General features: G+C 75.2%; 23 protein-coding genes. 11 read left to right on the top strand and 12 right to left on the bottom strand.

Annotated elements, in window-relative coordinates:
- Positions 1 to 30: 30 nt before the first annotated feature.
- The 3 genes from ACQPYX_RS07555 to ACQPYX_RS07565 form a co-directional block, all read right to left on the bottom strand.
- Positions 31 to 1,659 carry an AMP-binding protein gene (locus ACQPYX_RS07555; RefSeq protein WP_433802287.1) on the bottom strand — a complete coding sequence of 543 codons (1,629 nt, stop codon included), beginning with the start codon at positions 1,657 to 1,659 and terminating at the stop codon, positions 31 to 33.
- Positions 1,656 to 3,671 (bottom strand): SDR family oxidoreductase, encoded by a 2,016-nt coding sequence (locus tag ACQPYX_RS07560; protein WP_433802288.1) that lies wholly within the window; start codon positions 3,669 to 3,671, stop codon positions 1,656 to 1,658. The genes ACQPYX_RS07555 and ACQPYX_RS07560 overlap by 4 nt, the downstream gene beginning before the upstream one ends.
- 137 nt (positions 3,672 to 3,808) lie before the next feature.
- Positions 3,809 to 4,714, bottom strand: coding sequence for a helix-turn-helix domain-containing protein (locus tag ACQPYX_RS07565; protein ID WP_433802289.1), 906 nt, complete (start codon positions 4,712 to 4,714; stop codon positions 3,809 to 3,811).
- 81 nt (positions 4,715 to 4,795) lie between these two features.
- Between ACQPYX_RS07565 and ACQPYX_RS07570 the strand changes: the two genes are divergently transcribed.
- Entirely contained in the window at positions 4,796 to 5,977 is a 1,182-nt protein-coding gene (locus ACQPYX_RS07570) for an acyl-CoA dehydrogenase family protein (protein ID WP_433802290.1), read from the top strand.
- Positions 5,978 to 5,986: 9 nt separating this feature from the next.
- On the opposite strand, the gene ACQPYX_RS07575 is transcribed toward ACQPYX_RS07570, so the two are convergent.
- The gene (locus tag ACQPYX_RS07575) at positions 5,987 to 6,181 is read right to left on the bottom strand and encodes a hypothetical protein (protein ID WP_433802291.1); all 195 of its coding nucleotides are present in this window, start codon (positions 6,179 to 6,181) and stop codon (positions 5,987 to 5,989) included.
- 192 nt (positions 6,182 to 6,373) lie between these two features.
- Between ACQPYX_RS07575 and ligD the strand changes: the two genes are divergently transcribed.
- Positions 6,374 to 7,375 carry a non-homologous end-joining DNA ligase gene (gene ligD, locus ACQPYX_RS07580; RefSeq protein WP_433802292.1) on the top strand — a complete coding sequence of 334 codons (1,002 nt, stop codon included), beginning with the start codon at positions 6,374 to 6,376 and terminating at the stop codon, positions 7,373 to 7,375.
- A 51-nt stretch (positions 7,376 to 7,426) separates the two neighbouring features.
- Here the strand turns inward: ligD and ACQPYX_RS07585 are convergent, their stop codons facing one another.
- The 4 genes from ACQPYX_RS07585 to ACQPYX_RS07600 form a co-directional block, all read right to left on the bottom strand.
- Positions 7,427 to 8,293, bottom strand: coding sequence for a DUF1206 domain-containing protein (locus ACQPYX_RS07585; RefSeq protein ID WP_433802293.1), 867 nt, complete (start codon positions 8,291 to 8,293; stop codon positions 7,427 to 7,429).
- Complete coding sequence (locus ACQPYX_RS07590; protein ID WP_433802294.1) at positions 8,290 to 9,276, bottom strand: glycosyltransferase family 9 protein; 987 nt, start codon at positions 9,274 to 9,276, stop codon at positions 8,290 to 8,292. The genes ACQPYX_RS07585 and ACQPYX_RS07590 overlap by 4 nt, the downstream gene beginning before the upstream one ends.
- Positions 9,277 to 9,338: 62 nt before the next feature.
- Positions 9,339 to 10,184: an RNA polymerase sigma factor SigF gene (locus ACQPYX_RS07595; RefSeq protein ID WP_433802295.1), complete on the bottom strand. Its 846-nt coding sequence runs from the start codon at positions 10,182 to 10,184 to the stop codon at positions 9,339 to 9,341.
- Positions 10,181 to 10,627 (bottom strand): ATP-binding protein, encoded by a 447-nt coding sequence (locus tag ACQPYX_RS07600; protein ID WP_433802296.1) that lies wholly within the window; start codon positions 10,625 to 10,627, stop codon positions 10,181 to 10,183. Before ACQPYX_RS07600 ends, ACQPYX_RS07595 begins: the two co-directional genes overlap by 4 nt.
- 180 nt (positions 10,628 to 10,807) lie before the next feature.
- Between ACQPYX_RS07600 and ACQPYX_RS07605 the strand changes: the two genes are divergently transcribed.
- From ACQPYX_RS07605 to ACQPYX_RS07635, 7 genes are all read left to right on the top strand, one after another.
- A complete protein-coding gene (locus ACQPYX_RS07605) occupies positions 10,808 to 11,326 on the top strand; it encodes a D-glycero-alpha-D-manno-heptose-1,7-bisphosphate 7-phosphatase (RefSeq protein WP_433802297.1) in 519 nt (172 codons plus the stop codon).
- On the top strand, positions 11,323 to 12,372 hold the full coding sequence (locus tag ACQPYX_RS07610) for a glycosyltransferase family 9 protein (RefSeq protein WP_433802298.1): 1,050 nt from the start codon (positions 11,323 to 11,325) through the stop codon (positions 12,370 to 12,372). The genes ACQPYX_RS07605 and ACQPYX_RS07610 overlap by 4 nt, the downstream gene beginning before the upstream one ends.
- 90 nt (positions 12,373 to 12,462) lie before the next feature.
- Positions 12,463 to 13,476, top strand: coding sequence for a glycosyltransferase (locus ACQPYX_RS07615; RefSeq protein WP_433803688.1), 1,014 nt, complete (start codon positions 12,463 to 12,465; stop codon positions 13,474 to 13,476).
- Between the two features lie 179 nt (positions 13,477 to 13,655).
- A complete protein-coding gene (locus tag ACQPYX_RS07620; protein ID WP_433802299.1) occupies positions 13,656 to 14,918 on the top strand; it encodes a glycosyltransferase in 1,263 nt (420 codons plus the stop codon).
- Positions 14,915 to 15,538: a D-sedoheptulose-7-phosphate isomerase gene (locus ACQPYX_RS07625; protein ID WP_433802300.1), complete on the top strand. Its 624-nt coding sequence runs from the start codon at positions 14,915 to 14,917 to the stop codon at positions 15,536 to 15,538. Before ACQPYX_RS07620 ends, ACQPYX_RS07625 begins: the two co-directional genes overlap by 4 nt.
- Positions 15,535 to 17,103, top strand: a complete 1,569-nt coding sequence (gene rfaE2 / locus ACQPYX_RS07630; RefSeq protein WP_433802301.1) for a D-glycero-beta-D-manno-heptose 1-phosphate adenylyltransferase — start codon at positions 15,535 to 15,537, stop codon at positions 17,101 to 17,103. Before ACQPYX_RS07625 ends, rfaE2 (ACQPYX_RS07630) begins: the two co-directional genes overlap by 4 nt.
- Complete coding sequence (locus tag ACQPYX_RS07635; RefSeq protein WP_433802302.1) at positions 17,100 to 17,786, top strand: SDR family oxidoreductase; 687 nt, start codon at positions 17,100 to 17,102, stop codon at positions 17,784 to 17,786. The genes rfaE2 (ACQPYX_RS07630) and ACQPYX_RS07635 overlap by 4 nt, the downstream gene beginning before the upstream one ends.
- Here ACQPYX_RS07635 and ACQPYX_RS07640 read toward each other — a convergent pair.
- Complete coding sequence (locus ACQPYX_RS07640) at positions 17,777 to 18,148, bottom strand: STAS domain-containing protein (protein ID WP_433802303.1); 372 nt, start codon at positions 18,146 to 18,148, stop codon at positions 17,777 to 17,779. The two genes, ACQPYX_RS07635 and ACQPYX_RS07640, sit on opposite strands and share 10 nt — an antisense overlap.
- Before the next feature lie 182 nt (positions 18,149 to 18,330).
- Here ACQPYX_RS07640 and rfaE2 (ACQPYX_RS07645) point away from each other — a divergent pair, with 182 nt between their 5' ends.
- The gene (rfaE2, locus tag ACQPYX_RS07645) at positions 18,331 to 19,803 is read left to right on the top strand and encodes a D-glycero-beta-D-manno-heptose 1-phosphate adenylyltransferase (protein ID WP_433802304.1); all 1,473 of its coding nucleotides are present in this window, start codon (positions 18,331 to 18,333) and stop codon (positions 19,801 to 19,803) included.
- On the top strand, positions 19,796 to 20,620 hold the full coding sequence (locus tag ACQPYX_RS07650; RefSeq protein ID WP_433802305.1) for a glycosyltransferase family 2 protein: 825 nt from the start codon (positions 19,796 to 19,798) through the stop codon (positions 20,618 to 20,620). Before rfaE2 (ACQPYX_RS07645) ends, ACQPYX_RS07650 begins: the two co-directional genes overlap by 8 nt.
- 79 nt (positions 20,621 to 20,699) lie before the next feature.
- Here ACQPYX_RS07650 and malQ read toward each other — a convergent pair whose 3' ends face one another.
- The 3 genes from malQ to ACQPYX_RS07665 all read right to left on the bottom strand — a co-directional run bounded on the left by malQ (position 20,700) and on the right by ACQPYX_RS07665 (position 25,097).
- Entirely contained in the window at positions 20,700 to 22,745 is a 2,046-nt protein-coding gene (gene malQ, locus ACQPYX_RS07655; protein ID WP_433802306.1) for a 4-alpha-glucanotransferase, read from the bottom strand.
- Between the two features lie 219 nt (positions 22,746 to 22,964).
- On the bottom strand, positions 22,965 to 23,339 hold the full coding sequence (locus ACQPYX_RS07660) for a hypothetical protein (protein ID WP_433802307.1): 375 nt from the start codon (positions 23,337 to 23,339) through the stop codon (positions 22,965 to 22,967).
- 78 nt (positions 23,340 to 23,417) lie between these two features.
- The gene (locus ACQPYX_RS07665; RefSeq protein ID WP_433802308.1) at positions 23,418 to 25,097 is read right to left on the bottom strand and encodes a RecQ family ATP-dependent DNA helicase; all 1,680 of its coding nucleotides are present in this window, start codon (positions 25,095 to 25,097) and stop codon (positions 23,418 to 23,420) included.
- Between the last annotated feature and the right edge of the window lie 26 nt (positions 25,098 to 25,123).

Below are 25,123 nucleotides of genomic sequence, written 5' to 3' on the forward strand. Positions count from 1 at the left end.
GTTGTACCAAACTGAATTGTCACGCCGAGGTCACGACGAGGACTGACCCAGCTCCTTCTTGACGACCTTGCCGGTCTGGTTGCGGGGCAGTTCGTCGAGGAACTCCACGTCGCGCGGGGACGCGAAGCGGGCGAGGTTGTTCTTGACGTGGTCGCGGACCTCGTCGGCGGTGAGCGTCGCGCCGTCCTCGAGCACGAGGTAGGCGGCCAGGCGCTGGCCGTACTCCTCGTCGTCGACGCCGACGACCGCGGCCTCCTTGACGCCGGTCATGGAACCGAGCAGGCCCTCGACCTCACCGGCGTGGATGTTCTCCCCGCCGGAGACGATCATGTCGTCGGCGCGGCCGGAGATGAACAGCAGACCGTCGTCGTCGTAGTGGCCGAGGTCGCCGGTGCCGAGCATCCCGTCGACCACCTCGGTCTCGCCGCGGCCGCCGGTGTAGCCGGTGAAGAGCATGTCGTTCCCGACGAAGATGCGGCCGGTCTCGCCCGCGGGGAGCTCCTGGTCGTCGTCGCCGAGGATCTTCACCTCGGTGCCGGCCGGCGGGCGGCCCGCCGTCCCGGGCTCCTGGCGCAGCTCCTCGGGCTTCGCGATCGAGGCCCACGAGACCTCGGTGGAGCCGTAGAGCATGTAGAGCTTCTCGCCGAAGGTGTCGAGGAACTCGGTGACCTTGTGCGGCGGCATCGCGGAGCCGGTCGCCGTGACCGTCTTGAGCGCCGAGGTGTCGTAGCGGGCGATCACGTCGTCGCCGAGCTCGAGGATGCGCTGCAGCATCACCGGCACCGCGAACATCGACGTGCAGCGGTGGATCGCGAGCTGGCGCAGCGCGTCCTCCGGGTCGAACTTGCGGCGCAGCACCAGCGTCGAGCCCATGAGCGAGCCGATCTGGAACGCCGCGAAGCCCCAGGTGTGGAACAGCGGCGCCGAGACCAGCGCCGGCTCGCGGGCGGTCAGCGGGATGCGCGACAGGATCGCGTTGACCGGCCCGATGCCGTTGGGGGAGGGTCGCTCCGCGCCCTTCGGCGTGCCGGTGGTGCCCGAGGTCAGCACGATCGTCTTGCCCGTCGGCGGCTTCGTCGGGAGCTCCTTGGAGCCGTCGACCGCGATCAGGCCCTCGAGGGTGTCGTCGCCCCAGCAGCCCGACCCGGCGTCCTGCCAGCCGCCGATCCGCTTCACCGACTCCGGGACCTCGTCGAGCCGGTCGGCGAGGTCGGAGTCGACGACGATGCTCGTCAGCTCCTGCTCCTCGGCGACGGCCTTCATCTGCCCGGTCGACAGGCCGGTGTTCATCAGGACGACGTCGGCGCCGATCTTGGACGCCGCGATGATCGTCTCGATCGGGCCGCGGTGGTTGCGGCAGAGCACGGCGATCTTGCTGCCCGGACCGACGCCGCGGTCGGCCAGCGCCCGCGCCAGCCGGTCGGTCCGCTCGTGCATCTCGCCGTAGGTGAGGGTGCCGCGGTCGTCGATGATCGCGACCTGCTTCGGGTGCCGCCACGCGCCGATCGTGTAGGCGGTCGTCGGGGTGAAGCCGTAGCGGTAGAGCGCGACCGGGAACTTCACCACCCGGTGGGGCGCGACCGGGGCGACGACCCCGGCTCCGATCAGCAGACGGACACCCGTCGCGAGCTCGGTCGGGGTTCCGAACGGCGTCCTCACCAGTGCACTCCAGGAAGAAGTCGGGCAAAGGCCTGCGCCCCGCGCGAGAGTGGTCCGGCCTGCAGGGCACGGTCCTCGCCGGGGGTCACCGCATCACTACCCTCACGTGCCGCCCGCGACTCGGGGAACACGCGATAGGCGACGTGCATGACGACGTCCACGATCCGCGGGGTCAGCGACGCCGAGACGGCGCCGAGCGTGCCCAGGGCCGTGCCGACGTGCTTGGGGCGGTCGATCAGGGCGTGGACGACCATGTCGGCCGCCTCGCCGGGGGAGAGCGTCGGGAACGCGTCGTAGATCTTCGTCGGCGCGATCATGTCGGTGCGCACGAGCGGCATGTGCACCGTGGTGAACGTGACGCCGTCGCCGATCACCTCGGTCGCGACGATCCGCGCCCACGCGTCCAGCGCCGCCTTCGACGCGACGTACGCCGAGAACCGCGGCGGGCCGGTCTGCACGCCGATCGAGGAGATGTCGACGACGTGGCCGAACCGCCGCTCGATCATGTGCGGCAGCAGCGCCATCGTCAGGCGGATCGCCCCGAAGTAGTTGATCGCCATCGTGCGCTCGAAGTCGTGGAACCGGTCGAGCTCGAGCTTCACCGAGCGGCGGATCGACCGGCCGGCGTTGTTGACCAGCATGTCGATGCCGGTGTCGGGCCCCGCGTGGTCGGCCAGCATCGACTTCACCGTGGCGTCCACCGACTCGGCGTCGGTGATGTCGCAGGTGTAGGTGTGCGCCTGGCCGCCCTCGCGCTCGATCTCCAGGCGGACCTCGTCGAGCTCCTCCTGCCGACGGGCCACGAGCAGCGGCACGCCGCCGTTGCGCGCCACCCGGATCGCGGTCTCGCGCCCGATGCCGCTGGACGCACCGGTGATGACGACGCGGCGGCCGAGCAGGGGAGGCCCGGGCCGCGGGCGGCGCGCGCGGTTCGGGTCGAGGTGCTCGCGCCAGTACCGCACGAGCGCGGGGGCGTAGTCGTCGAACTCCGGCGGTGCGAAGCCGTCGAGCGCCCGCACGGTCTCCTCGGCGGTGTAGACGCACGGGAACGTCAGGTGCGGCAGCACCTCCGGCGGGATGTCGAACTCGGCCAGCGCGATGTCGCGCGCCGACCCGCCGGCCCCGGTGTCGGCGGCGGCGCCGGCCGCCCGGGTCAGGGCCTTCCCGACGGCGCTCGGGAGCACGGGGAGGAGCTTGGGTGCGCCCAGGGCCCCGGCGAGCGCGTTGTAGATCTCGCTCAGCGGCTGGGGGCGCGGGTGCACGAGGTGGAACGCCCGGCCGTCGAGGTCGGGGGTGTGGACGAGCCGGACCATCGCCTCGGCGACGTAGTCGACCGGCACGATGTTCGTCGTGCCGAGCTCGGGCGCGGGGACGCGCAGGAAGCCCGGGAGCCGGCCGAGTGCGCTGATGGCGCCCATCAGGTAGTACGGGCCGTCGATCTTGTCCATCTCGCCGGTCCGCGAGTCGCCGACCACGATCGCGGGCCGGTACACCCGCCACGGGATGGTCGACTCCTCGCGGACGATCTTCTCGGCCGCGAACTTCGTCTCGTGGTACGGGTTGCCGAACCGCTGCCCGAGGTCGAAGTCGTCCTCGGTGAACACGCCCTCGTGCTCCCCGGCGACCGCGACGCTCGAGACGTGGTGGAAGCACCGCGCGCCGACCTCGGCGGCGAGCTGCACGACGTTCCGGGTGCCGTCGACGTTCGCCGACCGGTTGGCCTGCTCGTCGGCGGTGACGTCGTAGATCGCACCGAGGTGGAGCACCTCGTCGACCTGTCCCGAGAGGTCGTCCACCGCGGCGTCGTCGAGCCCGAGCCGGTCCCTGGTGAGGTCACCGGTGACGGGGACGAGCTTGTCCGCACCGTCGAGGTCGCGGGTGCGGCGCTTCAGCTTCTGCACCGACCCGGACCGCACCAGCGCGTAGACCGCCTCGCAGTCCTCCCGCTCCAGCAGCCGGGCGAGCACAGCGCGCCCGAGGAACCCGGTACCGCCGGTAACGAGGTAGCGCATGGCGGAGGATCGTGGCACGAAGCACCCGGGCGCGCTACGGGGAGTGAACCGATCGTCGCTCGTCGGCGACCGTCGGGCCGATCGTCGGAGGAGGCGGAGCAACCTCGTGCACGATCCGTTGGCCCGCCACCCGTCGCTCAGGCGAGCATCGCCCGCCGGTACGCCGTCGGGGTGTGCCCCGTCCGGTCCCGGACGAGCTGGCCGAAGCGGGTCGCGTTGGTGAACCCCCAGCGCCGGGCGATCGCGGACACCGGGGTGCTCGCCTCGCCCGGGTCCGCGAGGTCGGCCAGGCACCGTTCCAGACGACGGGTGCGGATGGTCCCGGCCGGGGTGCGGCCGTCCTCGGCGAGCACGGCGTGCAGGTGGCGGGGCGAGACGAACAGCGCCGCCGCGGCCGCCCTGGGGGTGAGGTCGGGGTCGGCGAGGTGGGCCTCGACGTGCTCGTCGAACGCGGTCCGCAGCGCGTCGTGGGGGTCGTCGGCGACGAGCAGGCCGCGGCGGGCGAGCTCGTCGTCGAACAGGGTGCGGGCGAGCTCGACGGCCTGTTGCGCGGTCGCCGCCAGACCGGCGGGTGCGGCCCGGGCGGACTGCAGCCCGGTGAGCAGGCCCGCCACGGCCGGTGCCAGTCCCTCGGTGCCGCGCAGCCGAGTGGCTGTCAGCTCGTCGGAGCGCCGGCGACCCGTCGTCGGGAAGCGGAAGCAGAGGCTGCGGTAGCCCTCGCGGGCGACGATCTCGACCGGGCGCGCGGAGTCGTAGAAGACCAGGTCGCCGGGTTCGACGGTGGCGGTCCGGCCGTCCTGGCGGAACTCGGCGCGGCCCTCGAGCTGCACCGAGAGCAGCGTCTCCGGCGGCGCGTCGGGGGCGATGTGCTCGGCGTCGCGGACCGCGACGTGCGGGTGGGCGACCATCGCGATCAGGGAGGTCGGGCCCAGCCGACGGCGCGTGACGCGGCCGCGGAAGCGCTCCGGGCGGGAGAAGGCGAAGTCCGCGGCGACCAGCGCGTCGGAGACGACGTCGGACCACGCGGTGGCGTCGGACTCCATCGGCTCACCCCTGCGCCCGTCGGAGAGGTCCGTGCACTGTAGCGAGAGCGGTGAGACCCGGGCCACACCTAGCGTCGGGGCATGACCGAGCAGCTGACCCGCCCCGGCCTGCACGTCGGCGACGAGTTCGACGGGATCGTCGCCCGCCTGGAGGCCCTCGACCCGCTCCTGCGCGCGGAGGCCGACGCCGTGGAGGCCGCCGGCCGGCTCACCCCGCGCGTGGTGGAGGCGCTCGAGGACGCCCGCGCCTTCGACATCGGGATGCCCGCCGAGCTGGGCGGCCCGGAGTTCACGCCGCGCCAGGTGATCCGGTCGGTGGAGACCCTGTCGCGCGCCGACGCCTCGACCGGCTGGGTGGTGATGGCCCTGCAGATGATCGCGGGCACCACCGTCGCCTACCTGGGCGCGGACACGGTGGCCGACATGCTCGACGGGTCGCACCGGATGCTCGCCGCCGGGCAGGGCACGCGGCCGGGACGCGCGCGGCAGGCGCCCGGCGGCTACCGGGTGTCGGGCGCCTGGCAGTTCGCCTCCGGCCTGCTGCACTGCACGCACGTGCACACGGCGGCGATCGTCGAGGAGACCGGCGAGGCGCTCGTGTTCACGCTGCCGCGCGAGCAGGCGACACTGGTGGAGAACTGGGACGTCATGGGCCTGCGCGGCACCGGCAGCATCGACTACACGCTCGACGACGTCTTCGTCCCGGCCGAGCGCACGTACGTCGCGACGACCACCGAGCCGCTCGTCGGCGGTGCCGTCTACCGGTGCGGCCTGGCGAACATGGCCGGCATCTGCCACGCGGGCTGGGCGCTCGGGGTGGGGCGGCGGCTGCTCGACGAGATGTCGGCGCTCGCGGTGGCGAAGTCGGGGACCTACCGGGCGGGCGTGGACACCAGCGAGTTCCACGCCGCGTACGCGCGGGCCGAGGCGACGCTGCGTGCGGCGCGGGCGTGGACGATGGAGGTCTGGGCGGACAACGAGGCCACGCTGGCCACGGGGTCGGCGCTCACCACCGACCAGGAGACGCTGACCCGGCTGGCGCTGGCCTCGACGACGGAGGCCGCGCTCGAGGTCGGGCAGACCGTCTACCGGTGGGCCGGCACGGCGGCGCTGCGCTCCGGGCCGCTCAACCGCGTGTTCCGCGACCTGCACGGCGGGACGCAGCACGTGACGTCCTCGCCCGCGGTGGTGCAGGGCGCGGGGAAGCGGCTCGCCGGGCTGGCCCCCGACGCGCGGTGGGTGTTCCTGGAGCTCGTCGAGTAGCCCGGTGGCTCAGCGCTCGTCGTCGGCCATCGTCTCGACGTGCTGCTCGGCGTCGGAGTCCTTCGCGACCGCCTCGATCCGGTCCGTGGTCTGGTCCGCCTCGTCCTTGGCGGGGTCGAGCCCGGTGAGCGCCTGCTCGGTGTCCTCGTACTCGTCCACGTACTGCTGCTCGAGGTTCGCGGCGCGCTGTGCGGGGTCGGTCATAAGGCGGGAGTCGGCAATCGGGGCGATCCGCAAACAGCCGCGGGCGTCAGGGCGGCGCGCTCGTCGGTGGCCGATCCGTGGCACGGGACGCGTCGGAGGGGCCACCCACTCCCGGCAGCCCGCACCGTCCCGTCGTCCGGGATCACCCGACGGGGCTGGCCGGGGGACCACCGGACGGGGTAGGCACACCGCGTGGTCGACCTCGCCAACCTCCCGCCGGAGCAGGTCCGGGCGCTGAAGCGCGCGCCGGACGCCGGGTTCCGGGCGCCGATGCTCGCGTCGCTGTCGAAGCCGACCGATCCGCCGCTACCGCGGGCGGGCTGGTCGTTCGAGCGGAAGCTCGACGGTGTGCGCGTGATCGCGACCCGTGAGCGGGGAGAGCGGCCGCGGCTCTGGAGTCGCAACCAGAAGCCGGCGGACGCGAGCTACCCGGAGGTCGTGGACGCGCTCGACGCGGCGGGACCGGACCGGTTCGTGCTGGACGGGGAGATCATCGCGGCGGACGGGCGGTTCGGCTCGTTGCAGGCCCGCATGCACCTGTCCGACCCGCGGCGCGCGCGGGCGACCGGGGTGGCGATCGAGTGCCACCTGTTCGACCTGCTCGTGCTCGACGACCTCGACGTCACGCGCCTGCCGCTGATCACCCGGCGGGCGCTGCTGGAGACGGTCGTGCGGCCGGAGCCACCGGTCGTCGTGATCTCGGAGGAGCTGGACGGCGACCCCCTGCAGCTACGCGACGCGGCGTGCGCCGACGGGTGGGAGGGGTTGATCGCGAAGCGCCTCGACGCGCCGTACGCGACCGGTCGCAGCCACGACTGGCGCAAGCTCAAGTGCGTCCGCGACCAGGAGTTCGTGATCGGCGGGTGGACCGACCCGGCGGGCTCGCGGAGCGTCCTCGGCGCCCTGCTCGTCGGCTACCACGAGGACGGGGTGCTGCGGTACGCCGGGAAGGTCGGGACCGGGTTCGACGACGCGGCGCTGCAGCTGCTGCGGTCGCGGCTCGACCCGCTCGCGTCCGACGTCGACCCGTTCTCCGACGCGCCGCGCGAGCGCGGCCGGCACTGGGTGCGCCCGGTGCTGGTGTGCCAGGTGGGGTTCGGCGAGTGGACCTCGGACGGCCGGCTGCGTCACCCGCGCTACCAGGGGCTGCGCGAGGACAAGGCGGCGGCCGAGGTGGTGCGGGAGAGCATGTGAGCACTTTCCGTGGCTCGAGCCACGGAAAGTGCTCACATGCGCGCAGCGCACCTACGGGTGCCGGGCGTACGCGTCCATGCAGCAGTAGACGAAGTAGGCCGCGAACCCGAGGCCGGTGATCACGAACATCGCCGCGCCGACGGTGTGGCTCGCCATGGTCCGCAGCGCGACGTCGACCCCGCCGATCGCGTCGGGCGCGTTGTTGATCGCCGCACCGAGCGTCAGGATGCCGACGACGCAGAACACGACGGCGCGCGTCAGGTTCCCCACCGAGCCGGTGATCAGGGTGAGCCGCCAGCGGTGGCCGTGGAGCTTCTCGGGGACGAAGTCGCCCATGAACGTGGCGCGCACCCCGGTGTAGGTCATCGAGAAGAACATGCCGATCGCGATCAGCCCGGCGATCCCGACCGCCCACCGGCCCGCCGAGTACGTGAACACCTCGCGGATCGTGTCCTGGAACGCGTTGCGGCGGCCCTGGAGCCGGACCGCGAACTCGGCGGCGAGGTAGGCCACGGAGAGCACGCCGAGCGCCTTGGCGGCCGCTCCGAGCCGCTTGCGCCACCGCTCCTCGGGGCTGGCCCAGCAGAAGCCGACGGCGGCCGCCCGCAGCTGCCAGAACGCGAACGCCACCAGCGCGACGGCGGCCGCGCCGAGCAGCCACCTCCCGAAGAACCCGCCGCCGGCGGCGACCAGGGCCACCGCGCCGCGCGGGTCGGCGTGCCCGTCCTCGCCGTGGCCCGAACGCGGGCCGAGGGCGGCGATCCGGATGGCGAGCACCGCGATGCCCAGGTGCACGAGGCCGTACGCCACGAGGCCGACCCGTCCGATGGCCTCGACCCACGCCGGGGCGTCGCGCACCTCGTCGGACTCCGATCGGTCGAGCGGGGCGCCCACGACGGAGGCGGGCACGATGCTCATGACGTCAGTGGTACCCCCGGATCCGGGCCCTGTCCCTGTGACATGACTGTGAGCTGTGGCATGACCACCCGAAGGACGTCGTCGACCCCGACGGCGAGCAGCGCGGGGTCGGGATCGTCGGCGAACCGGTCGCCGCGGCGGACGCCCGGGTCGGTCAGCGTGACGTGCCGCGGGTCGCCGGTCGGCGGGCCCCACTGCTCCGGCCCGACCGGCCCGAACAGGGTCACCGACGGCGTGCCGTAGGCGGTCGCGACGTGCGCGATCCCGGTGTCCCCGGCGATCACCAGCCGCGCGTGCGCGACGAGCCGGCACAGCTCGCCGATCGAGGTCCGGCCCGCGAGGTCCCGCCCCGGCACCGCGCCGGTCAGCGCGCGCTCCTCGGGTCCGCCCGTCACGACGACCTGGTGCCCGGCCGCAGCCACCGCCCGCGCCACCGCGGCGAAGCGCTCCACGGGCCATCGTTTCGCGCCGAACGCGGCACCGGGGTGGATCACCACTGCTTCGTTCCCGACGAGGGGTGCGGGTGGCGCGGGCAGGGTCAGGTCGTCCGCGGCGGCGGCCGCCTCGTCGGGGGTGACCAGGCCGCAGGTGGCGAGCAGGTCGCACCAGCGGCGGCGTTCGGGCCGCGTCGGGTCGTCGGTCCACGGCGGGCCGTCCCAGCCCGCTGCGGCGTGTCCGATCCGCACCGCGGGCCGGTCGCCGACGAGGGCGTCCAGCCGGGCGTGGCTCTGCGGTCCGCGGCCGTGGAGGTTCACCAGGGTCAGCCCCGCGCCACCGCTGACGTCCGGTGGCAGCCGGGTGCCACCGCTGACATGAGGGCCCACCGACGATGGCGCGCTGCTCCCACTCGGTGCGTGCAACGGGACATCGTCGACCGACGCATAGTCGGGAACCACGGGCAGCACCGGGAACCCCGGCACGTCCCGCACCCACGCCGGTCCGTGCAGCACGAACCGCTCGTCGGGCAGGGCGCGGCGCAGCATCCGCAGGGCCGGGACGGCGACCAGGAGGTCGCCGAGCCCGAGGTCCCGCAGGACGTGGACCGTCAGCGGGCGTTCTCCCCGAGCCCCTCGCGCAGCTGCATCAGCGTGCGGGCCAGCAGGCGGGACACGTGCATCTGCGAGATGCCGACCTCGGCCGCGATCTGCGACTGCGTCATGTTCTTGAAGAACCGCAGCATGATGATCGTGCGCTCGCGCTGGGGGAGCGCGGCGAGCAGCGGGGCCAGCGACTGCTGGTACTCGACCTTCTCCAGCGCCGCGTCGGCCTCGCCGAGCAGGTCGGAGACGGTGCCCGAGTCGGGGTCGTCGACGAGCATCTCGTCCAGCGAACCCGACCGGTACGCGTTGGACGCCTCGAGGGCCTCCAGCACGTCCTCCTTGGGCAGGCTGAGGTGCTCGGCGAGCTCCGCGGCCGTCGGCGCCCGGCCCAGGGACTGCGACATCTGCCCCATGGCCGCGGACAGCGTGACGTTCAGGTCCTTGAGCCGGCGCGGCACGCGCATCGACCAGGCCTGGTCGCGGAAGTGCCGCCGCACCTCGCCGGTGATCGTCGGCACGGCATAGGACAGGAAGTCGGTGCCGCGCTCCGGGTCGTACCGGTCGACGGCGTTGATCAGCCCGAGCGTGGCGACCTGCTCGAGGTCCTCCTCGGGCTCGCCGCGACGGGAGAACCGGCGCGCGATGTGCTGGGCCACCGGGAGGTGGCCGCGCACCAGCTCGTCGCGCAGCCGCAGCCGCGCCGGCGACCCGGGCTCCAGCGCCGCGTGCTCGGCGAGCTTGGGCATGAGGTGGTCGTACTCGCCGCGGGAGCCCTTGCGTTCGCGCCGCTCGGGCTGCGCCCCGTCGGCCGACCCGGGGGCGGCCGCGGTTCCGGTGTCGCTCGCCGTCACGAAAGCACGGTCCCGAGGCTCGGCACCGAGAAGCGCAGCGTCAGGCGGAACGGGTCCGCGTCGCGGTCACCGGTCGCCGAGAGCATGCGGACATCGTGCGCCAGCGTGGTGAGGACCCGCCAGCCGAAGGAGTCCGTGGGCAGCCGCTCCGGGCCGAACGTCGAGACCGAGGCGGTCACCGTGATGCGCTCCTCGTCGAGGATGAACGTGCAGGTCAGCTTCGTGTCCGGCCGGGCCAGGGAGACCAGGCTGGAACAGGCCTCGTCGACTGCCATCCGGAGGTCCGCCACAGCATCGAGGGTGAACTCCGCGCGCGCAGCCAGATCGCCCGCAACCGTGCGCACCGTCACCACCGCCCGGGGGTGGGCCGGGACGCGGACCTCGACGTCCTCGGGGGGCTCGTCCCCGTCGGGCGGATTGGGATCGGGCCGCGCCACGAGCACCTCCTCGTCTCGAACACCACGTGGTCCCCGGTGCTCCGCGGGGGCCCGGCGGGGAGCGTGTCCCCGCGGCGCGAGCGGTGCTCCGCGCCGTTCCCGGTCGCGGGTCGTGTACCCGGGGCCTCCCCGCACAAACCGGGCGACGCCGTGCACGGTCGTGGCGGGCGTGGTCTCCTGCCCGCCGTGCACGAGCTCAGGGCCGTCCTCTTCGACCGCGACGGCACCCTCGTCCACGACGTCCCCTACAACGGCGACCCCGCCCTCGTCGCCCCCGTGGAGACCGCCCGACCCGCCCTCGACCGCCTGCGCGCGGCGGGTCTGGGGACGGGCGTCGTCAGCAACCAGTCCGGGATCGCGCGCGGCGTCCTCACCGCCGCCCAGGTCGACGCCGTGAACGCCCGGCTGGACGAGCTCGTCGGCCCGATCGGCGTCTGGGCGTGGTGCCCGCACGGTCCCGACGACGGGTGCGCGTGCCGCAAGCCCGCCCCCGGTCTCGTCCTGGACGCCGCCCATCGGCTCGGGGTCGCGCCCGACGAGGTGGCCGTGATCGGCGACATCGGCGCGGACGTCGGGGCCGCGGCCGCCGCCGGGGCGCGGTCGGTGCTCGTCCCGACCCCGGTGACCCGCCGGGAGGAGGTCGAGGCCGCGCCGCTCGTGGCCCGCGACCTGCTGCACGCCCTCGACCTGCTCCGGGTCCCGTGAGCCGCGTCCTCGCCGTCCGGCTCGACTCCGACGGCGACGTCCTGCTCACCGGCCCCGCGATCCGGGCGATCGCGGCCCGCGCGGACTCGGTCGTCGCCGTCGTCGGGCCCAAGGGGCGGCAGGCGGCGGAACTGCTCCCCGGGGTCGACGAGGTCGTGGTGTGGCACTGCGGCTGGGTGGACGGCGACGCGCCGCCGGTGACGCCGGACTCGGTCGCCGACGCCGTCGGGCGGCTCGCCGCGCTGGGCGCCGACGAGGCCGTCGTCTTCACCTCCTTCCACCAGTCGCCGCTGCCGACCGCGCTCGTGCTGCGGATGGCGGGGGTCCCGCGCATCACGGCGGCCTCGGTCGACTTCCCGGGCGGCCTGCTCGACGTCCGGCTGCGCCCCGGCGACCCCGCGCTCGACCCCACCACCGACCTCGACGACGACCTCCCCGAACCCGAGCGGGCCCTGGCCATCGCCGCGCGCGCCGGGTTCCCCGTTCCCGACGACGGGCGCCTGCGGGTCCGCGAGCCGGGTCCCTCGCCCGTCGCCGGCCGCTACGTCGTGCTGCACCCGGGCGCGTCCGTGCCCGCGCGCGCGTGGCCCGCGCACCGCTGCGCGGAGGCGGTGACGGCGCTGAGCGCGACGGGCTGGCGGGTCGTCGTGACCGGCTCCCCGGCCGAGACCGCGCTCACGGCCGAGGTCGCGGGGACCGCGGGACTCGACCTCGGCGGCGCGACCACGTTCATCCAACTGGCGGCCGTGCTGCGCGACGCCGCGGCCGTCGTGGTCGGCAACACCGGGCCCGCCCACCTCGCCGCCGCGGTCGGCACCCCCGTGGTGTCGCTGTTCGCCCCGGTGGTCCCGGCCCGGCGCTGGGCGCCCTACGGCGTGCCGCACGTCCTGTTGGGCGACCAGGACGCGGCGTGCCGTGGCTCACGGGCCCGGATCTGCCCCGTCCCGGGCCACCCCTGCCTGACCTCGGTGGGCGCCGACGACGTGGTGCGAGCGGTGTCGTCGCTGGTCAGCGGTAGTTGCCCTGCCGACGGTCACGGGGAGTAGTAGTTTCCGGCGAGGCGTTTACCGCGCCGAAGCCGAAGGGATTCCTCGCCGGTGACCTCCACCCCCGCTGCTGCGCCGACGGGACCGTCGTTGACGGTCCTGCACTGGCACGTGCACGGCTCGTGGTCCACCGCGTTCGTCCAGGGCCGGCACCGCTACCTGCTGCCGACCCTGCCCGAGCGCGGACCCTGGGGTGGAGGCCGTCCCGCCGCCTGGACCTGGCCCGATGCGGCGCAGGAGTGCTCACCCGCCGATCTCGCCGCCCGTGCGGACGAGATCGACGTCGTGGTGCTGCAGCGCCCCGAGGAGATCGAGCTCGTCACGCGCTGGACGGGACGCACGCCCGGCGTCGATCTCCCGGCGGTGTGGCTCGAGCACAACACGCCGCGCGGCGACGCCCCGGCCACCCGGCACCCGGTCGCGGAGCGTGACGACATCCCGGTCGTCCACGTGACGCACTTCAACGCCCTGATGTGGGACTGCGGGCGCGCCCCGGTCCGCGTCGTCGAGCACGGCGTGCTCGACCCGGGCCACCGGTACACCGGGGAACTCGACCGCGCGGCCGTCGTCGTGAACGAGCCGGTCCGCCGGCACCGCGTCACGGGTACCGACCTGCTGCCCGGCTTCGCCGACACCGTCGGCCTCGACGTGTTCGGCATCGGCTCCGAGCGGCTGCCCGAGGCGGTCGACCACCCGGACGTCCGGGTGATCGGCGACCTGCCGCAGCACCGGATGCACGCCGAACTGGCGCTGCGCCGGGTCTACCTGCACCCGATCCGCTGGACCTCCCTCGGCCTCGCCCTCATCGAGGCGATGATGCTGGGGCTGCCCGTCGTCGGTCTCGCGACCGCCGAGGCCGCCGTGTCCGTCCCGTCCGACGCCGGTGTCGTGGCGACCGACCTCTCCGTCCTGCACGACGCCCTGCGCGCCTACCGCGCCGACCCCGATCTCGCCCGTGCCCACGGCACGCGGGCCCGCGAGATCGCGACCAGCCGGTTCGCCGTGAGCCGGTTCCTCCACGACTGGGACGACGTCCTCGCCGAGACCGTCGCGAGCCGTCCCACCGCATCCGTCAGCGAACTCGACGCCGCGGTTCCGCTGTGATCTCCGGCCGGACCGTCGTCGGTCCGGCCCCGACCTGCACGACCGTCACGCGATCGCCGACCTGAGCCCACGGTCGCCGGTCGAATCCCCTCGATCGTCGTGCGCTCCTGCGCGCCCATCCGTTCCGCCCCGGACGAGGCGGTGCGTCGGCGTGCGCGCGCACCCGGGAGGACAGCGCCATGCGCATCGCCATGGTCTCCGAGCACGCGAGCCCGCTCGCCGTGCGCTCCGACGGGGCCGGCCACGGCCGGCTCGGCGGCGTCGACGCCGGCGGGCAGAACGTCCACGTGCACGCCCTCGCCGAGGCCCTCGCACTCGTCGGCCACGAGGTCGTCGTGCACACCCGACGCACCGATCCCCACACCCCGGACCAGGTGCGCCTGGCCTCCGGCGTGGTGGTCGACCACGTGCCGGCCGGCCCGGCCGTCGAGCTGGCCAAGGACGACCTGCTCGAGCACATGGGCGCCTTCGCGGCGGTCCTGCGCGAGCGCTGGGCGCTCGCCCGCCCCGATGTCGTGCACGCGCACTTCTGGATGTCCGGCCTGGCCGCGCTCGACGCGGGACGCGCCCTCGGGGTGCCGGTGGTGCAGACCTTCCACGCGCTCGGTGCGGTCAAGCGCCGCCACCAGGGCGCGGCCGACACCAGCCCGCCCTCGCGTGTCGCGCTGGAGTCCGACCTCGGCGCCCAGGTCGACCGCGTCGTCGCCACCTGCGCCGACGAGGTCCGCGAGCTGATGGCCCTCGGCGTCCCGGCGACGAACGTCGACGTCGTCCCCTGCGGCGTCGACGTCCACCGCTTCGGCCTTCCCGACGACGCCCGCCGGCGGCCCGGCCCGGCGCGCGTCCTCACCGTCTCCCGCCTGGTGCCCCGCAAGGGCGTCGACACCGCGATCCGGGCCCTGGCCCGCGTCCCGGGCGACGCCGAGCTCGTCGTCGCCGGCGGGCCCGCCGGTGCGCAGCTGGCCGGCGACCCGGAGGTCGTGCGGCTGCAGACCCTCGCCGCCACCGAGGGCGTCGCCGACCGCGTCCGCTTCGTCGGCCGGGTCGACCCCGCCGCCGTGCCCGAGCTGATGCGCGACGCCGACGTCGTCGTGCAGCTGCCCACCTACGAGCCGTTCGGCCTCGTGCCCCTCGAGGCGATGGCGGCCGGGCGTCCCGTGGTGGCCGCCGAGGTCGGCGGGCTCGCCGACACCGTCGTGGACGGCGTCACCGGCCTGCACGTCCCCGCCGGCGACCCCGACGCCGCCGCCCGCGCCGTCGCGTCCCTGCTCGCCGACCCCGCGGCCCGCGCGCGCCTCGGACGCGCCGGCCGGGCCCGGGTGCTGGAGCACTACGCCTGGGACCGCGTCGCCGCCGCGACCGTCGCCGTCTACCGCGACGTGCTCGACAGCCGCACCCCGGTCGGCCCCGTGGTCGCCGAGATGACGGGAGTGCACTCGTGAGCGCCGTCCCCGCCACCCCGCCCGTCCGCACCGACACCCGGCCCGACCCGGAGCTCGTCGTCGGGAAGCATCTCGACGGCCTCGCCGCGACGCTGACCGCCGTGCGCTCGCACGCCCCCGTCTTCGCGGCGTGGGGTGCGGAGCTCGCCGCGCGGCTCTCCGCCGGCCGGCGCCTGCTCGCCGCCGGCAACGGGGGCAGCGCCGCCGAGGCCCAGCACCTGACCGCCGAGCTCGTCGGGCGCTACCGCGGCGAGCGCGAACCGCTCTCGGCGCTCGCGCTGCACGCCGACACCTCGACGATCACCGCGCTCGGCAACGACTACGGCTTCGTCGAGATCTACGCCCGCCAGGTCCGTGCGCACGGCCGGCCCGGCGACGTGCTGATCCTGCTCTCCACCAGCGGCCGCAGCGAGAACCTGCTCGCCGCCGCCGAGGTGGCGCGGGCGCTCGGTGTCACCGTCTGGTCGATCACCGGGCCCGCCCCGAACCCGCTGGCGCAGGCCAGTGACGAGGCGATCTGCCTGCCGGGCGTCACGCCGTCGGTGCAGGAGGCGCACCTCGTCGCCGTGCACCTGCTCTGCGAGATGGTCGACTCCGCGCTGGGGAGGTCGGTCGCATGACCTGGGCGAGCGAAGCGACGGGACGGGATGCAGCACTCCCGCCGCTGGTCGTGATCGGCGACGCCCTGCTCGACGTGGACGTCGACGGGTCGGCCGACCGCCTCTGCCCGGACGCGCCGGTGCCGGTCCTCGACGCGGACGCCGAGCGGCCCCGCCCCGGTGGCGCGGCCCTCGCCGCGTTGCTCGCGGCGCTCTCCACCCGGCGCCCGGTGCGCCTCGTGGCGCCCCTGGGCGACGACGACGGGTCGGCCCGGCTCCGGGAGCTGCTGGCCGGCACGGTCGAGGTGGTCGGGCTCCCGACGACGGGTGAGGTGCCGCGCAAGACCCGCATGCTCGCGGGGGACCGGCCGCTGCTCCGGCTCGACACGGGCGGTCTCGGCACCGGCCCGTGGGACCTCGGCCCGGTCGCCAACGCCCTCGCCGACGCCGGCGCGGTGCTCGTCGCCGACTACGGCCGCGGGGTCACCGCCGACCCGGCGCTGCGCGACCTGCTCACCGCGGCCGCCCGGCGCCTGCCGCTCGTGTGGGATCCGCACCCGAAGGGCACCGACCCGGTGCCGGGCGCCGCGCTCGTGACGCCGAACCTGGCCGAGGCCGGCGCCGCTGCGTCGTCGAGACGGCGCTCATCCGTGCCGGACAGCCCGGACGGGACCGACCAGCGCCATCTCGACGACTGGCTGCGGGTCGCGTCCCGAGCTGCCGGCGACCTGCGCGAGGCCTGGGCGGTCGAGGCCGTCGTCGTCACCGCCGGGTCGCACGGCGCGCTGCTGCGCTCGGCGGCCGGCAACGCGGTGGTGCCCGCCGTGCCCGTCACCGGCGGCGACCCGTGCGGCGCCGGCGACCGGTTCGCCGCCGCGGCCGCCCTCGCCCTGGCCGGCGGGGCCGCACCCGACGAGGCCGTGTCCGCCGCGGTCGGTGCCGCCGGAGCCTTCGTCGCCGGCGGGGGAGCGGGCGCGGTCCGTCGCGCCGCCGACGGCACGTGGTCGCACCCCGCCGTCCCGCGTGAGGGGAACTCCCGCACCCCCCATCGTCGTGAGGGGACCCCTCGCGAGGTCGGTGCGGGCGGATCCTCCCCTCACGACGAGCCCCTCGTCCCCGGTGACGCCGACGCGGCCGTCGCCCTGGCCGAGGCCACCCGTCGTCGGGGCGGGCGCGTCGTCGCGACCGGCGGCTGCTTCGACCTCCTGCACGCCGGACACGCGCGCACCCTCGCGGCGGCGCGCGCCCTCGGCGACGTGCTGGTCGTCTGCCTGAACTCCGACGACTCGGTGCGGCGGCTCAAGGGCCCCGAACGCCCGATCGTCGGGCAGGCCGACCGCGCCGAACTGCTCGCCGCCCTGGCCTGCGTCGACGCCGTCGCGGTGTTCGACGAGGACGACCCGCAGGCCCTGATCGCCCGCCTGCGCCCCGACGTCTGGGTCAAGGGCGGCGACTACGCGGCGGACGACCTCCCCGAGGCGCCGCTGGTCCGTTCCTGGGGCGGCGAGGTCGTCGCCGTCCCCTACCATGCCGGTCGCTCGTCGACCCGGCTGCTCGCAGCACTGACTCCAGGAGGAACCCCATGACGAACCCCGGCACCGTCCTCATCACCGGCGGCTCGTCCGGACTCGGCGCCGCCGTGGCCGAGGCCGTCGCGACCGCCGGCGGCACCCCCATCGTCCTCGACCTCAAGGCTCCCGACGCCGGGCACGCCTTCGTCGAGGTCGACCTCGCCGACCCGCAGGCCGCGCAGACCGCGGTCGCCCGCGCGATCGACGAGCACGGCGCGCTCGACGGCGTCGTCACCGCGGCCGGCATCGACCGGTGCGGGCGCATCGTCGACGTCGAGTGGGCGGAGTGGGAACGCGTCGTCGCGGTGAACCTGCTCGGCACCGCCGCCGTCGTCCGCGCGGCCCTGCCCTCGCTCGAGGAGCGCCACGGCACCGTCGTCACCGTCTCCTCGACGCTCGGGGTCAAGGCCGTCTCGGACGCCAGCGCCTACTGCGCCTCGAAGTTCGGGGTCGTCGGCTTCACCCGCGCGATCGCCGCGGAGTGGGCGGGCAAGGTCGGCGTGACGCTGCTCGTGCCCGGCGGGATGTGGACCCACTTCTTCGACGACCGCCCCGAGCAGTACAAGCCCGGCCCCGACGCGCAGCTCAACGACCCGGCGCAGACGGCGGAGGCGGTGCTGTTCGCGCTGACCCGCCCCCCGGGCAGCGAGGTCCGCGAGCTGCTGGTGGCCGCGTCCGGGGAGTCGTCCTACCCGTGATCGAGACCGTCACCCACCGCCGCCCGCGCGCCGGCCACGTCGTCGTGCAGGGAGAGCACCTTGTCCAGACCCGTGATCCGCAGCGGGCGGCGCACCGTGCGCGCCCGTGCGGCGAGCACCAGCGGGACGCCGCGCGAGCGCAGGTCCTCGGTGACCTCGAGGAGCAGCGTCATGCCGGCCGAGGCGAGCAGCTCGACCTGCTCGAGGTCGAGCACCACGGCGCGCGCGCCGGCGGCGGCCTCGTCGACCCCGGCCCGCACGGCGGCCGTCGCGGCAGCGTCCACGTCACCGACGATCGCGACCACGGCGACCCCGTCGCTCGCGTCCCGCAGGGCGACCTCGACGGTGCCCGGGTCGTGCACTCGGCCTCCTGTGGCACGGACGACCTGCGGGCAGCCGGGAACCGGCGGATGACGCGCGAGGATCGTCGGTGGGTTCCGGGGGCAGGCTGCTCGACCCCGCGGGTGCGGTGGCCGAAGACTAGCGAGGACTCCCGGTACCGGCCACGCGTCGAGGTCCCCGGCCCGTCCGAGCGGAGGGTCTCGTGTCGCTGACGCCACTCGATCGCGCCCCACTGGCCGCCGACCTGCCCCGGCGGCTGGCCGAGGCCGCACCGCGGGTCGTCGTCGTCGGGGACGCGGTCCTCGACTGCTGGATGACCGGACCCAGCCGGCGCCTCTCGCGCGAGGCCCCCGTCCCCGTCGTCGAGATCGACCGCACCCGGTGCGCCGCGGGCGGCGCCGCGAACACCGCGGTCAACCTCGCGGCCCTCGGCGCGCGTGTCGCGCTGGTCTCGGTGGTCGGTGACGACGACGACGGACGCACCGTGCGCGCGCTACTGACCGACGCCGGGGTGGACACCTCGGGCGTCGTCGTCGACCCCGGCCGGCCCACCGCGGCGAAGCGCCGGATCGTCGCCGACGACGCGATGGTCGCCCGGTACGACACCGTGCCGCCCGCCGACCCGGTCCCCGGGTTCGCGGCGGCGCTCGACGGTGCTCTCGCGGATCCGCCCGCCGCGACCGTGATCTGCGACTACGCCGCCGGGGCGCTCGACGACGACGCGGTGACCGCGGTCGCCGCGCGCCGCGACCGGCTCGGCGTGCTCGTCGTCGACGCGCACGTGGTCGCGCGCTGGGAGCCGACCGCACCCGACGTCGTGACCCCGAACGCGGGGGAGGTGGCCACCCTGCTCGGCCGCCCCCTGCGCGGCCCGGACCGGGCGGCGGCCGCCGAGGCCGCCGCCGGCGAGCTGCGACGGCGGTCGGGTTCGGCCGCCGTCGTGGCGACCCTCGACCGCGACGGCGCCGTCCTGCTCGGCACCGACCAGCCGGCGCACCGCACGTGGGCCCGGCCCGCGCCGGAGAGCCGGACCTGCGGGGCCGGCGACTCCTTCACCGCGGCCCTCACGCTCGCGCTCGCCGCCGGCACGCCCACCCCGACCGCCGTGGAGCTGGCGCAGGCGGCGGCGGACGTCGTCGTCGGCCGCGCCCGCACCGCGGTGTGCTCGACCGCGGACCTCGCCGCGCGCGTCGGGGAGTCCGGCGGCTCGCTGTCGACCCCGGCCGAGCTCGACCGGATCGTCGCCGAGCACCGCGCCGAGGGGCGGCGGATCGTGTTCACCAACGGCTGCTTCGACGTGGTCCACCGCGGCCACGTGGCGTACCTCAACCAGGCCAAACGGCTCGGCGACGTCCTCGTCGTCGCGCTCAACGCCGACGAGAGCGTCGCCCGGCTCAAGGGCCCGGAACGCCCGGTGAACCCGCTCGCCGACCGGGCCGCCGTGGTCGGGGCCCTGTCCTGCGTCGACCACGTGGTCGGGTTCGCCGAGGACACCCCGGTCGCGCTGCTCGAGGCGTTGCGCCCCGACGTCTACGCCAAGGGCGGCGACTACACGCCGGACATGCTCCCGGAGACCCCGACGGTCACCGCCTACGGCGGCCGGGTGGCGATCCTGGACTACCTGCCGGACCGGTCGACCTCGCTGATCGTGGAACGGATCCGGGCGCGTGGCTGAGCTGGACGTCCTGATCCCCACGAAGGACCGGCCGGTGGAGTTCGCGACGACGCTGGCCGGGCTCGCCGCGCAGTCCGGCGTGACGTTCCGGGTGGTCGTGTCGGACCAGTCGGACGGTGCCGCGTCCTTCGACACCCCGTCCGCGGCGACCCTGGTGCGGGCGCTGCGGTTCCGGGGCGTCGAGGTCGAGCTGCTGCGGCACCTGCCGCGCCGCGGGATCGCCGAGCAGCGCTCCTTCCTGCTGTCGCGCTCCTCGGCGCCCGCGGTGCTCTTCCTCGACGACGACGTGTGGCTCGAGCCCGGCGTGCTCGCCCGGCTGCACGCCGCGCTGCGCACGCTGGGCTGCGGGATGGTCGCGGCGGCGATGCAGGGGCTCTCCCACCTCGACGACGACCGCCCCCACGAGCGCGTCACCTACGAGGAGTGGACGCCGGGCCCGGAGCGGATCGAGAAGGAGTCGGCCGCCTGGCAGCGCTGGCGGCTCGGCAACGCCGCGAACGGGATGCACCTGGCGTTCGCGGCGGGCCTGGACGCGCCCGGCGCGGCCGTGCCCGACCCGTCGTCGTGGTCGGCCTACCGCATCGCCTGGGCGGCGGGCTGCGTGCTGTTCGACCGCGCCGCCCTGCTCGACGCCGGCGGGTTCGACTTCTGGCGGGAGGTACCGGAGGACGCGCACGGCGAGGACGTGCTCGTGCAGCAACGGGTCATGGCCCGCTCCGGCGCGGCGGGGATCCTGCCGAGCGGGGCGTACCACCAGGAGTCGGCGACGACGTTGCCCGACCGCGGCTCGTCGGCGGTGGATCTCCTGCCCCTGTGACCCCCGAGTGGCAGCGAAGCGTCGTTGCTGTCAGCCAGTGACAGCAACGACGCTTTCCTGCCATGTGGCGAGGGAGGGGTCAGCGCCCCCGCAGCGCCTCCACCGTCGCCTGCACCCGCGGGTCGCGCAGCAGGTCGTCGAGCGCCAGGGGGAGCGGGATGCGCCAGTTCGGGTAGGCGTCGGTGGTGCCCGGGAGGTTCGGCTGGCGCACCTCGTCGAGCACGTCGGTGAACGCGGCCAGCACGATCCGCGACCCGGCGCCCGCGAGCAGCCGGTGCATCGCGGCGACGACCGCCGCCTCGCTGCGGTCGTCCCCGAGCACGCCCTGCGCGACGAGGAGGTCGATCAGCTCCCCACGCTCGCGCTCCGCCTGCTCGCGGGCGGAGTCGACGTCGGTGAGCAGGCCGGCCTCGTCGCGGATGCGGACGTGCTCGTCGCGCAGGAAGCCGACCGCCGTCGGGAGGTCGTGCGTGGAGATCGTCCCCAACGTCGAGGGATCCCACTGCGAGGGCGGGAGCAGGTTCCCGTCGTCGTCGCGCTGGAACCACAGCACCGCGCAGCCGAGCATCCCGTGCTCGGCGAGCCCCTCGGTCACCTCCGGCTCGACCGTCCCCAGGTCCTCCCCGACGACGACCGCCCCGGCCCGCGAGGCCTCGATCGCGAGCACCGCGAGCATCGCCGCCGCGTCGTAGTGCACGTAGGTGCCCTCGGTGGCGGGCCGCCCCGGCGGGATCCACCAGAGCCGCCACAACCCGGCGACGTGGTCGATCCGCACCCCGTCGGCGTGCCGCAGCACGGCGGCGAGCATGTCGCGCAGCGGCGCATAACCGGCCTCCGCGAGCCGGTCCGGGCGCCACGGCGGCAGCGACCAGTCCTGGCCGCGCTGGTTGAAGTCGTCCGGCGGGGCGCCCACGTGCACGCCGGGCGCGAGGAAGGACTGCAGCGCCCACGCGTCGGCGCCGTCGGGCGCGCAGCCGACGGCGAGATCGGCGATCAGCCCGACCGGCATCCCGAACGTCGCCGCGTGCGCCTCGGCGAGCTGGTGGTCGAGCAGGTACTGGCACCAGCCGTGGAACGAGATGCGGTCGGCGAGCTCCTCGCGGACCGCCTCGATGCCGGTCCCGTCGGGGGAGCGGACGTCCTCCGGCCAGCTCCGCCACTCGGGGCCGTGGCGCTCGGCGAGCGCGTACCAGGTGGCGACGTCGCGCAGCGCCGGCGGCAGCGCCGCGACCACGGCGCGGTGCTCCGCGGCCAGCGCGGCGTCCGGGTCGTCGCCCTCGGCGGGGTCGACGTACGCGCCGGGCACCGGGGGCACCTCGTGCTCGATCCCCGGCGTCGCGCCCACCGAGACGGCGAACGGCCGCAGCAGGGCGAGCGCGGCGCGCTTCGCGGCCCAGACCGCGTCGTAGTCGATCAGGTCGGTCGGGTCGCTGTCGCGCGACAGGTCGCGGTCCGGCGCGAGCCGGTCGACCGCGTAGCGCACGTGCGCGGGTGCCGCCCGGTACGCGGGGGTGGCGCTGATCCGCAGCGACACGGGGTGCAGGAAGCGGCGCGACGACGGCGAGTACGGCGACGACTCGACGGTCGGCTCCAGCCGCAGCGCGTGCAGCGGGTTGCACAGCACCGCGCCCGCGCCCTGTCCGGCGGCGGCCGTGAGCAGGTCGCGCAGGTCGACGAGGTCCCCGCAGCCCCACGAGCCGGGCGAGTGCAACGAGTACAGCTGCACCATCCAGCCCCACGTCCGCGGGACCTCGGCCAGCCGCGACGGCGGCACGAGCACCGCCGCCTCCTCGTGCCCGCAGGTCACGCGGTGGTAGCCGACGGGCAGGTCGGCGAGCGTCGACACCCGGCTCGTGGTCCCGTCCTCGAGGGTCAGTTCCCCCGGCTCGGGCAGCTCCACGGGCGCGTTCCCGACGACGAGCGTGGGCGGCAGGGCGCCCTGGCGCCGGTTCGCCAGCGCGGCGGCGATGGCCTCCGGGCCGGACGCGTCCACGTCGAGCGCGGCGAGGACGTCGACCACCACGTCGGCCTCGACGTCGACGTCGCGGTCGTCCGCGTCGCGGTAGCGGGTGGCGACGCCGTACGCGGCGGCGAGGTCGGCCAGATCAGCACTGACGCCGGGCACCGGGCTCCTCTCGGGGGGACTCGCGGACGAGGTTCCCAGTCCTACCCGCTGCCCGCCGTGAGGACCCGCCGATCTGCACCTCCCGGTGCAAGCAATGCGTCACTGCTTGCACCCAGTGACAGGAAAAGCGGCACCGTCGTCAGGTGATCGACGATGCCGCCTTTCCAGGCGTCCAGTGCACGCAGCGACGCACTGCGTGCACTCGGGAGGGTGCTCAGCTCACGCAGTCCGCGGATGCGGCACGCGGGACGTGAGCGGGCGGCGGTTCGCGACGAGCCGGTCGGCGACGTCGGAGGCCGACGTGCGGGGCCGGCGCACGGTGGCGAGCGCCTCGATCTGCGGGCGGGTCAGCGCCACCAGCCCGTCGAGGGCCGATCCCACCTCGGTGGCGGTCCAGTCGCGCTCCAGCAGGAGGTGGACCAGGGCGAGCGCGGAACCGCGGTCGCGCCGCGCGCGGGTCACCAGGGCGCCGAGGTCGGCGGGGAGCACGCGGGTGGGGGTGGGGAGGACGGCGGTGTCGGTCGGATCGGGGACGACGGCGGGGAGGCTGGGGAGATCGGCGGACGGCCGGGTCGAGATGGGGTCGAGGAGCACGGGCACCTTCCGTTTGGGGGCAGGGATGTCAGCACTATCAGAATCGGCACCCTGTGTGACAGGCAAACGCCTGCACGGTCACACGGAGGTCAACAGTCCCCGCTCGCGGAGGACCGGGATCGACAGCGTCCGGTAGCCGACGTCGTCGAACAGCACGACCACGGTGTCGTCGCCGACCGTCTGCACGATCCCGCGGCCCCACTCGTCGTGGGTCACGGACTCCCCGGGCACCGGCTCTCCGTGGGACGCGCCGGAGCGCTCGCCGGGATCGCCGACGTCGCCGGAGTCACAGTGGTCGCAGTTCCCGCACGGCTCGTCGCGTGCGTCGCCGAGGACCTCGAGCAGGGTGCGCCGACGGCAGCCGGAGCCCTCGGCGAAGCGCCGCACCAGCTCGACCTTCGACCGCTGCCGCTCGCGACTGCGCGAGACCAGATCGGCGGCCGCCCGGGCCACCTCGATCGCCGGGGCCTCGTTGAGTCCGCGCAGCAGCCGCCGTCCCGGCGCCTGCACCACGCTGCCGCCGACGACGAGGGCCGGGATCGCCCGGGACAGCGCGGCCTTCGACAGCCCGGCCGCGTCGGCCAGCTCGGCCTGCGCCACCCCGTCGTCGTGCAGCCGGATCGCCTCGATCACGGTCGCCAGGGCCGCGGCACGGGCGTCGCGGCCGGAGGCGAACAGCTTCGGGCGGGCGAGGTCCTGGGGCCGGTGGAAGAGCACGGCCGTCGCGGCGCCGCCGTCGCGGCCCGCCCGGCCGATCTCCTGGTGGTAGGCGTCGATCGAGGTCGGCACGTCGCCGTGGACGATCCACCGCACGTCCGGCTTGTCGATGCCCATGCCGAACGCGCTCGTGGCCACGACCACCGGCACCTCGCCGGCCATGAAGGCGTCCTGGACCTCCTGACGCTCCTTCTTCCGCATCCCGCCGTGGTAGGCGCGGGCCGTCACCCCCGCGTCCGCCAGCCGCTCGGCGACCAGCGTGGTGTGGCCGCGGGTGGTGACGTAGACGATGCCGGCGCCCTCCAGGTCGCCCACCGTGTCCACCACGTGCTGCCACTTCGCCTCCTCGGAGTGCACCAGGCGCACGGTGAGGTGGGTCCGGGGCCGGTCGACGTCGCGGACCACCACGCAGGCGTCGGGCACGGCGAGCAGGTCGAGGATCTCCTCGCGGGCCGGCAGCGAGGCGGTGGCGGTCAGCGCCAGCACCCGCGGCGAGCCGAGGGCCCGGCCGGCGGCGGCGAGCGCGAGGTAGTCGGGCCGGAAGTCCGGGCCCCAGTCGCTCACGCAGTGCGCCTCGTCGACGACGAGCAGGGTCGGCTCCCCGGCCGCGAGCTGCGCGAGGACGTCGGGTCGCGCGAGCTGCTCGGGGGAGGTCACGACGACGGCGAGCTCGCCCGCGGCGAAGGCCGCGAGCGCGCCCCGCCCGGTCTCGGAGTTGAGGGCGGCCGCGGGCACCCCCGCCTCGGTGAGGTGCGCGATCTGGTCGCGGTGCAGCGACAGGGTCGGTGACACGACGATCGTGCGCCCGCCGAGCAGGTCCCCGGCGATCGTGTAGATCGCGGTCTTGCCGGCCGCGGGCGGCAGGACGGCGAGGGTGTCGGTGGCCAGGGCCGCGAGGATCGCGTCGCGCTGGCCGTCGGTGAGCTCGGCGCCCTCGCCGAGGTAGCGCGTCGTCGCGGCGTCGAGCGCGGCGGCGTCGACGTCGACCGGGCCGCACGGACCGGTGAGCGGGGAGGTCTGAGGAGTGCGGGCCGCTGTCACGGCGCGGGGATGGGCCGGGGCCCGAC

Origin of the sequence: Actinomycetospora sp. CA-084318, from assembly GCF_050955885.1 — a bacterium.
Lineage (GTDB): Bacteria > Actinomycetota > Actinomycetes > Mycobacteriales > Pseudonocardiaceae > Actinomycetospora.

Excerpts from the sequence above, each read along its gene's own strand:
- ACQPYX_RS07635 (WP_433802302.1), top strand. The coding sequence starts at position 17,100 with ATGACGAACCCCGGCACCGTCCTCATCACCGGCGGCTCGTCCGGACTC.
- ACQPYX_RS07575 (WP_433802291.1), bottom strand. The coding sequence starts at position 6,181 with ATGACCGACCCCGCACAGCGCGCCGCGAACCTCGAGCAGCAGTACGTG.
- rfaE2 (WP_433802301.1), top strand. The coding sequence starts at position 15,535 with ATGACCTGGGCGAGCGAAGCGACGGGACGGGATGCAGCACTCCCGCCG.
- ACQPYX_RS07560 (WP_433802288.1), bottom strand. The coding sequence starts at position 3,671 with ATGCGCTACCTCGTTACCGGCGGTACCGGGTTCCTCGGGCGCGCTGTG.
- ACQPYX_RS07585 (WP_433802293.1), bottom strand. The coding sequence starts at position 8,293 with ATGAGCATCGTGCCCGCCTCCGTCGTGGGCGCCCCGCTCGACCGATCG.
- ACQPYX_RS07570 (WP_433802290.1), top strand. The coding sequence starts at position 4,796 with ATGACCGAGCAGCTGACCCGCCCCGGCCTGCACGTCGGCGACGAGTTC.
- ACQPYX_RS07565 (WP_433802289.1), bottom strand. The coding sequence starts at position 4,714 with ATGGAGTCCGACGCCACCGCGTGGTCCGACGTCGTCTCCGACGCGCTG.
- ACQPYX_RS07620 (WP_433802299.1), top strand. The coding sequence starts at position 13,656 with ATGCGCATCGCCATGGTCTCCGAGCACGCGAGCCCGCTCGCCGTGCGC.
- ACQPYX_RS07590 (WP_433802294.1), bottom strand. The coding sequence starts at position 9,276 with ATGCTGCGCCGCGCCCTGCCCGACGAGCGGTTCGTGCTGCACGGACCG.